Source organism: Vibrio sp. 1874 (assembly GCF_033344395.1).
GTDB lineage: Bacteria > Pseudomonadota > Gammaproteobacteria > Enterobacterales > Vibrionaceae > Vibrio > Vibrio alginolyticus.
The window spans coordinates 1-1,281 of sequence record NZ_JAWPOR010000099.1; the positions used below are offsets into that span (position 1 = coordinate 1).

The 1,281-nt window shown below is 47.9% G+C and carries 1 protein-coding gene; it reads left to right on the top strand.

Annotated features, from left to right (window positions below):
- On the top strand, nt 1-1,281 hold a 1,281-nt coding region (locus R8N46_RS24825; RefSeq protein ID WP_318189726.1), incomplete at both ends, for a homocysteine S-methyltransferase family protein.

The following is a 1,281-nucleotide window of genomic DNA, read 5'->3' on the forward strand; positions in this document are numbered from 1 at the left end:
CGCTGGCGGACAATCAGATGCAAAGCCTGTGTGACGAGATTACCTTCGCCGCGGCAAAACTGGCTCGCGAAGTTGCCGATGAGTGGACGGCGAAAACGCCTGACAAACCTCGTTACGTTGCAGGTGTACTTGGTCCAACTAACCGAACGTGCTCTATCTCCCCTGATGTGAATGATCCCGGCTACCGCAATGTTTCTTTCGATGAGCTGGTTGAAGCGTATTCCGAGTCAACTCGAGCATTAATCAGAGGTGGCGCTGATCTTATTTTGATCGAAACTATTTTCGATACATTGAATGCTAAGGCATGTGCCTTTGCTGTCGATTCTGTATTTGAAGAGCTTGGTGTTGCACTGCCTGTCATGATTTCCGGTACGATTACCGACGCTTCGGGGCGCACGTTATCAGGGCAAACCACGGAAGCATTTTACAACTCTCTACGTCATGTAAGGCCGTTATCTTTCGGTCTTAACTGTGCATTGGGGCCCGATGAACTGCGCCCATACGTGGAAGAGCTTTCTCGTATTTCTGAATCATTTGTTTCCGCACACCCTAACGCAGGTTTGCCGAATGCTTTTGGAGAATATGACCTTTCTCCAGAAGATATGGCAGAGCATGTAAAAGAGTGGGCTAGCAGCGGCTTTTTAAATCTGATTGGTGGCTGTTGTGGTACAACGCCGGAGCATATTCGCCAAATGGCGCAGGCCGTTGAAGGTGTTACACCTCGCGCTTTGCCAGATTTGCCTGTTGCTTGTCGTCTCTCCGGATTAGAGCCATTAACGATTGAGAAAGAGACTTTATTCATCAATGTCGGTGAGCGAACTAACGTCACAGGTTCTGCTCGCTTTAAACGTTTGATCAAAGAAGAACAGTATGACGAAGCATTAGAAGTCGCGCGTCAGCAAGTTGAAAATGGTGCCCAAATCATCGACATCAACATGGATGAGGGGATGTTAGATGCACAGGCTTGTATGGTGCGTTTTCTAAACCTATGTGCCTCAGAACCAGAAATCTCCAAAGTGCCAATCATGGTCGACTCTTCCAAATGGGAAGTGATCGAAGCGGGTCTGAAATGCATTCAAGGTAAAGGCATTGTGAACTCTATCTCTTTGAAGGAAGGCAAAGAGAAATTTGTTGAGCAAGCTAAACTGATCCGTCGTTATGGCGCAGCTGTGATCGTCATGGCATTCGATGAGGTTGGTCAGGCAGAAACGCGCGCGCGCAAGCTAGAAATTTGTACAAATGCTTATCGTATTTTGGTAGACGAAGTTGGCTTCCCGCCAG